Source organism: Bacillus cereus group sp. BfR-BA-01430 (assembly GCF_022663115.1).
Taxonomy (GTDB): domain Bacteria; phylum Bacillota; class Bacilli; order Bacillales; family Bacillaceae_G; genus Bacillus_A; species Bacillus_A cereus_BD.
Genome location: NZ_JAKUEW010000035.1, coordinates 1 through 5731 on the forward strand (window position 1 = coordinate 1; position 5731 = coordinate 5731).

The following is a 5731-nucleotide window of genomic DNA, read 5'->3' on the forward strand; positions in this document are numbered from 1 at the left end:
CGAACACGGAAGTTAAGCTCTCTAGCGCCGATGGTAGTTGGGGCCTTGCCCCTGTGAGAGTAGGACGTCGCCAAGCAAAAACCTAAGTCAAATTGACTTAGGTTTTTTTGTATTTATGGGTTAAATTTTTATTTTTTTACATCGATAAGCTCAAAGCATTCACAAACGAGCAATATGTCTTCGGAAAATTTGCGACCAATCTTCATCAACTCATTTGTAAAGAATTCTATATGGGTGTTTTTCCAATACTCATATGTGCGGTCACCTTCACCTTCTGCAATCGCGAATTCTTCACTCACTTCATTCATTGGTGTTAAAGTAACTTCTATTGTTTTAATAATAGCTACAGGTTCGTCTTTGCTGTTCAATATGATGCTATAATCATTTACTGCTGGAAGTGCTTCACTTTCTAATTCATAAAATATATGAGCGGAGCACGTTGCGGTTTTTACACCATTTATTACTAACTGAGCAAGATCATCGGGAGAGGCTCCGAATTGCCAAGCACTGACAGATTGTGGTTTTTCGCTTTCCTTCCAATATGCATTCCAATATTGTTGTGCTAATTGATTCATTTGTATCATCCACTCATTTCTCTATGGTTTATTTAAATACTGAATTACTATAAGGTTCTATTTGTTAATGATAGTTGGATTGTTTTAAATTTTTTCGTTTTTGGGGATTAGGAAATAGAATTTGCTAAATAAATATAGCTTATATATTCGTACTGTTCATTTATAGCTATTCTTTTTAAAAGCCCCTATATTTATGTTAAAGAATATTATGAATTATGGAGTCAAGCTCCTTTAAATAACTATCTAAGTTTTCAAGATTACATTTAGAATAATAAAACTAACGCTTTTTATAGAGAGTTTATATAGCTTATCTTTTTATTAAAATAGAGAAGGTGTCTCTAGTAGGCAGCTATAATTAAACCCAACCGATACTCCTATGTAAGTATCGGTTGGGTCGTTTTTTATAGGTGATCGGTCCAATGGTTAAAGCAGTACGAACATAGTGAATACAAGAGCTAATACAATGCGATAATAGGCAAATGGTTTTAGACCTATTTGTGCGAGTAGTTTTAGAAAAGTTACTACTGCTAGCATTGCTACTACAAAAGAAGTAATAAAGCCTACTGCAAACATTGGGATATCTTCCATGCTTAAATATTTCCAACTCTTTAATAAATCTAATCCTGTTGCACCGACCATTACAGGGAGTGCAATAAGAAAAGAGAACTCAGATGCAGCTTTATAATTCGCCTTTGCTAATAGTCCGCCAGAAATGGTGGATCCAGCTCTTGAGAAACCAGGATATACAGCTAAACATTGAAATAGTCCTATCGTTAATGCTTGACGATATGTTAAATCGTCTAATGAGTAAGCGATGGTCTCAGTTTTTTTAACCTCTGCAAAGATCATAAGAAGTGCTCCCGCTACAAGTCCAATAACAACAGTATATGGTTGAAATAAGTATGTTTTGATCACATCGTGTAATAGTAAGCCAGCAACTACAGCTGGAAATACACCTAGGAAAACATGTAGTGCATTAAATTTTTTCTCTTTCTGCAGAAGGGGCTTAATGTTACATAAAGAGACAAGTCGTTTATGATATAAAACAGCAATAGCTAAAATGGCTCCTAATTGTATAACGATTTCAAATGTTTTTGCTCTTTCCCCTTCAAAGCCTAATAAATGTCCGACTAATATAAGATGCCCAGTAGAAGAGATAGGCAGGAATTCAGCTAGTCCTTCTACAATACCGAGTATGAAGGCAATAATTGTATCACTCATAATTTCACTCCTAGTATTTAAATGAAAGTGCTATAGGTAGCATTTTATTATCTTTATAAATCAATGAATATCAACCTTTTTAAAATAGAATATTGTTGTGAGAAAGCCGATAATTGATGTAGCAGTAACAATAACATAAGAATATTCTGGTGGATATGTTAGTTGTAACTCATTATTTACTATGTCTAATATAGCTGTCCAAGGAAACAAATCTTTATGTTCCGAATTTGCAATCATAACATTTATCATTGTTATAACAATTGTTAATATAATAGGCGGTACATAAGTCTTCATTACAAGAGTTAGTAGCACCATAGGAGTAGATAACAGAAAAAGAAGTCCACCAGCCATTAAAAATTTCATAAAAGATTGTAGGAGTAAGAAGCTACTTAATCCCGGTAAACTTAACAATACTCCAAATAATAAAGCCAATCCCCAAGCAACTATGGTCAATATCATAATCCAAATGAATAGAAGAAGAAATTTGCTTAAAATCAAGTGAAATCGTGATACAGGAATAGTTAATAGATTTTTTAATGTGTTCTCTGTGTATTCACGGTTAAAGAGATATGCGGTAACAACCCCATATAAAGGAACTCCTATAACTAGAACGGTATACAAATTAACGTTAATAAAAAATGTATAGAAGTCCATAGTCTCTGGAGCGGATGGTTTGGTTTGTATGTGCATATATGTGGCAATAGCCATCATAAGAGGAGATACCGTCGCTCCAATCATACTAATTAAGAACATGTTAGAACGTTTCAATTTTAATAACTCTGTATATAGGAGATTAACCAATTGTTCCACCTCCGACTAATTTGGTGAAATAATCTTCTAATCGGTCTTCGCTCATCATAATTTTTAATACTTCAATGTCATTTTGAACAAACATTTTATTGATTTGACCTTGTTGTCCAAAATGAGAATAAACGCGAATATTTCCTTCATCATGTACTTCATAATCAAAAATATGAAATTGTTTTTCTAAAAGCATCGATGCTTTATTATCATCATCTACTTGGAATTCTAAGTATTTGCGATTCAGTTTTCGTAATGAATCTAAAGATGTCTCTTCTAATAATTTCCCTTTGTGGATAATCCCCATATGGTCAACTAACTGTTCGACTTCAGATAAAATATGGCTAGAAATGAATATCGTTATATTTCTTTCTTGTGCTAATGATTTAATGAGCTTCCGCATTTCTTTAATTCCAATTGGATCTAAACCGTTTGTAGGTTCATCTAGTATTAAAAGTTCTGGATAATGGAGAAGTGCTCTTGCAATTCCTAAGCGTTGTTTCATTCCTAACGAGTATTTTCCAACCAGTTTTTTCGTTTCATACTGCAGACCGACAATTTCTAATGCCTCTTCAATCGCATTTTTTTTATGAACTCCGATAATCTTTGCATTAATTAATAAATTTTCTCTTGCAGTTAAGTTTTCGTAGAAACCTGGAACTTCAACAATTGAACCAATTCGTCTTAAAATATCTTTTTGGTTTTTGGTGAAATCCTCTCCGAATATTTCGATTTTTCCGCTTGTAGGTTTTATAAGGCCTAGTAGCATTCGAATCGTCGTTGTTTTACCTGCGCCATTTCGGCCGATAAATCCGTAAATCTCTCCTTTATTTACATTTATATTGAGATGATCTACAGATCTCTGTTTTCCATAAACTTTTGTTAAGTTTGTTGTTTTAATAATTGTCTGTATGGTGAACACCCACTTTCTATAATCTTTTACATACATAATAAAAAGAAGGGTTTAACTGCTACTTAATCATTTCTTAACTATTTCTTAAAAGAATTCTGCTTTGGAATGGAAAAGCCAAAAGTGGTTCTTTCCCATGGAATACTCTCTACCCATATGCGACCTCCGTGCTTTTCAACGAGTGCTTTTGCGATAGCAAGTCCTAAGCCGCTACTACGAGACGAAAGGTTCCGAGATTGATCAATTCGGTACATTCTCTCAAAGACATGTTCCAAATCTTGATGAGGAATACCGGGTCCTTTATCCCAAACGAGGAGATGGTATTCATTGTGATGTTCTAATAGTTTGACTCCTAATGTTGCTCCTTGTTTTCCGTAATGTATAGCATTTTTTATAAGATTGTTCATTACGCGTATGATGTGAAAAGAATCCCCTGTAATCAAACAAGGCTTTTCTGGAATATCCACTTTTAACTCAATATGATATTTGGATAGCTCGGGCAAAAATTCAATGAGTGTTTCTCGTGTAATCTCTGAAAAATCTAGCTGTTCTTCTTTAAAAGGAAGTTCATCTGCATCAATTTTTGCTATATGAAATATTTCATCAACCAATTGTTTTAAACTATTTGATTTGTTTGAGAGTATTTCAAGGTATGCTAATTCTTCTTCTTTAGAAGTGGCTATACCATCTTTTAAGGCATCAATATATCCGATAATAGAAGTAAGAGGTGTCCGTATATCGTGTGAAATACTCGATAGAAGTTGTTTTCTAACTTTTTGAGATTTTTTTGCCTCAATTTGTACTTTTTCTAATTCGGCTATTAATTCATTAATATGGAAGATTACATCATCTAACGAACGATCATTATTCGTATATAGCCTTGTTTGGAAATTACCGAGAATCACACGTTCTAGTTTTGTGACGATGGACTTTCTAGTTTCTATAAAGTAAAGTCTTGTGAAAAAAAGCCGGATTGTGATAAGGATAAGAAGTATAAAAAAAATGAATTGTAATGTATGAGTCATATTGATAAATTGTATACCAGTAATGATAGTGAACTGAAATAGAATCAGGTAGAGAATCTTATCGTTTTTCACACTTTTCACCTACAAACTTATAGCCAATGCCCCATACTGTTTGGATGAATTTAGGATTTGAAGGATCAGCTTCTATTTTCTTTCTAAGCTTCCGAATATGTACCATAACCGTGTTATCATCTTCTATATAATTGCTATCCCAAACATTGCGGAAGAGCTGTGTTTTTGTGAACACTTGTTCAGGATTTGATGCGAAAAACTTTAGAAGTTCTAGTTCTTTTCCTGTTAAAGAGATTTCTTTGTCATCTACGGTAACGATGTACTTGTTACTATCAATTGTTAGCCCTTTGAAGGTTAGGATTGTTTTTTCTTGTGTATTAGCGTTACTTCCTAATACTAAAAAACGTCTCATAAGCGCTTTAATTCTGGCGATTACTTCATTAACGCTAAAAGGTTTTGTAATGTAATCGTCAGCACCTATACTTAACCCTACAATTTTATCTACCTCTTGATCTTTCGCTGTCAGCATTAATATAGGAATGTTGGTATTATTTCTAAGTCTTCTACATACTTCGATGCCATCAATTTTAGGCATCATTAAATCTAGTATGACAAGGTTATAGGTATTATGAGTAAATAACTTGAGAGCTTCTTCGCCATCTATAGCGGTATCTACTGTATATAATTCTCGTTCTAAATATTTCTTTAATAAATCACGTATTTCTTTTTCATCATCTGCTATAAGTACACGAACTTCTTCCATATTTTCACCTGCTTTTCATGTCATTTTGTTAGTAGTTTCATTTGTGTATGTATGATAACTTTGGTAATAAAAAATATAATCGCTATCTCATTATATACTATAAATTGTAAAAATAAGGTTGTTGTTGCGGTATTGAATAGGAAATGTAATGGATGAGCAATCTATCGACAAGTTATAGAGAGGGAAAAGAGGAATATTTATAATTCGGTAGAAAGAATAAATATCTTTAAAAAAACTATTGACTATTAGTAAATAGAGGTGTAATATTATACGAGTCGCTGAGAGAAATAACGCAAAACGCGACAAACGAAATAAAAAACTTAGTTGACATTGAAATATAAAAGTGTTAACATAAGGAAGTCGCAAATAAAGCGACAAACGAGTTCTCTGAAAACTGAACGAAACAAACAACGTGAAACGTCAA

6 protein-coding genes and 1 rRNA gene are annotated in these 5731 nt (G+C 33.1%); 1 reads left to right on the forward strand and 6 read right to left on the reverse strand.

The window, feature by feature from the left end; genetic code table 11:
* Positions 1–76, forward strand: a 5S ribosomal RNA gene (gene rrf, locus MR058_RS23885); the annotation flags it as partial.
* 52 nt (positions 77–128) lie between these two features.
* On the opposite strand, the gene MR058_RS22535 is transcribed toward rrf, so the two are convergent.
* The 6 genes from MR058_RS22535 to MR058_RS22560 all read right to left on the reverse strand — a co-directional run bounded on the left by MR058_RS22535 (position 129) and on the right by MR058_RS22560 (position 5307).
* Positions 129–575 carry an ASCH domain-containing protein gene (locus MR058_RS22535; RefSeq protein WP_242145908.1) on the reverse strand — a complete coding sequence of 149 codons (447 nt, stop codon included), beginning with the start codon at positions 573–575 and terminating at the stop codon, positions 129–131.
* A 423-nt stretch (positions 576–998) separates the two neighbouring features.
* Positions 999–1796, reverse strand: coding sequence for an undecaprenyl-diphosphate phosphatase (bacA, locus tag MR058_RS22540; RefSeq protein ID WP_242145909.1), 798 nt, complete (start codon positions 1794–1796; stop codon positions 999–1001).
* Between the two features lie 60 nt (positions 1797–1856).
* Positions 1857–2597 carry an ABC transporter permease gene (locus tag MR058_RS22545; RefSeq protein ID WP_242145910.1) on the reverse strand — a complete coding sequence of 247 codons (741 nt, stop codon included), beginning with the start codon at positions 2595–2597 and terminating at the stop codon, positions 1857–1859.
* Positions 2590–3519, reverse strand: a complete 930-nt coding sequence (locus MR058_RS22550; protein ID WP_242145913.1) for an ABC transporter ATP-binding protein — start codon at positions 3517–3519, stop codon at positions 2590–2592. The genes MR058_RS22545 and MR058_RS22550 overlap by 8 nt, the downstream gene beginning before the upstream one ends.
* A gap of 68 nt (positions 3520–3587) precedes the next feature.
* Entirely contained in the window at positions 3588–4604 is a 1017-nt protein-coding gene (locus tag MR058_RS22555; protein ID WP_242145911.1) for a sensor histidine kinase, read from the reverse strand.
* Positions 4591–5307 carry a response regulator transcription factor gene (locus MR058_RS22560; protein WP_242145912.1) on the reverse strand — a complete coding sequence of 239 codons (717 nt, stop codon included), beginning with the start codon at positions 5305–5307 and terminating at the stop codon, positions 4591–4593. Before MR058_RS22560 ends, MR058_RS22555 begins: the two co-directional genes overlap by 14 nt.
* Positions 5308–5731: the final 424 nt, after the last annotated feature.